This window comes from Planctobacterium sp. AWM4_229, assembly GCF_056160305.1.
In genome coordinates, this window is record NZ_JBSWWX010000023.1 from 1 (window position 1) to 762 (window position 762).

The 762-nt window shown below is 41.9% G+C and carries 1 rRNA gene; it reads left to right on the top strand.

Annotated features, from left to right (window positions below):
- Positions 1 to 404: 404 nt before the first annotated feature.
- A 23S ribosomal RNA gene (locus ACXAGP_RS22075) occupies positions 405 to 762 on the top strand; the annotation flags it as partial.

Here is a 762-nt window from a genome sequence, read left to right on the forward strand (position 1 = left end):
TAACCCTAGGGGAACCTGGGGTTGGATCACCTCCTTACGTAAAGGTGTCGAATTGAATTCAATTCGATGTTCACACAGATTGTTTTATTGTCTATGTAGGTCGAACTTTAGTTCGACGAAGGGCCTTAACCAATAAGCCTCCTCAAAAAAAGAGACTGATTGGTTAAGGTTTTTAACTCTCTGGAGTTAAATTGTCCTTAAACTGTTCTTTAACAAACTGGAAAAGCTGATAAATCATCGATATTGATGTGTTGCGTAAGTGATGCATTTGATATCAACCAAGTATGTATTTTTAAAAATTTAGGGTAAACGAAAGCGTTTTACTCTATCTGACATAGGCGAGTTACAGTCAACAGCAACGTCTGTTCAATTGATGGCAACATTGAGTGATACAGGGGTTGTATGATTAAGTGACTAAGCGTATACGGTGGATGCCTTGGCAGTCAGAGGCGATGAAGGACGTGTAAATCTGCGAAAAGCGTAGGTGAGGTGATAAAACCCGTTATAACCTACGATGTCCGAATGGGGAAACCCGGCCTTAGGGTCATCTGTAACTGAATTCATAGGTTGCAGAAGCAAACGAGGGGAACTGAAACATCTAAGTACCCTCAGGAAAAGAAATCAATTGAGATTGCCTTAGTAGCGGCGAGCGAACGGGTAACAGCCGATGGTTTATGTTGTAGTGGAATCTTCTGGGAAGTTGAGCGATACAGGGTGATAGCCCCGTACACGAAGCAACATAAAGCACATATTAAGTAGGAC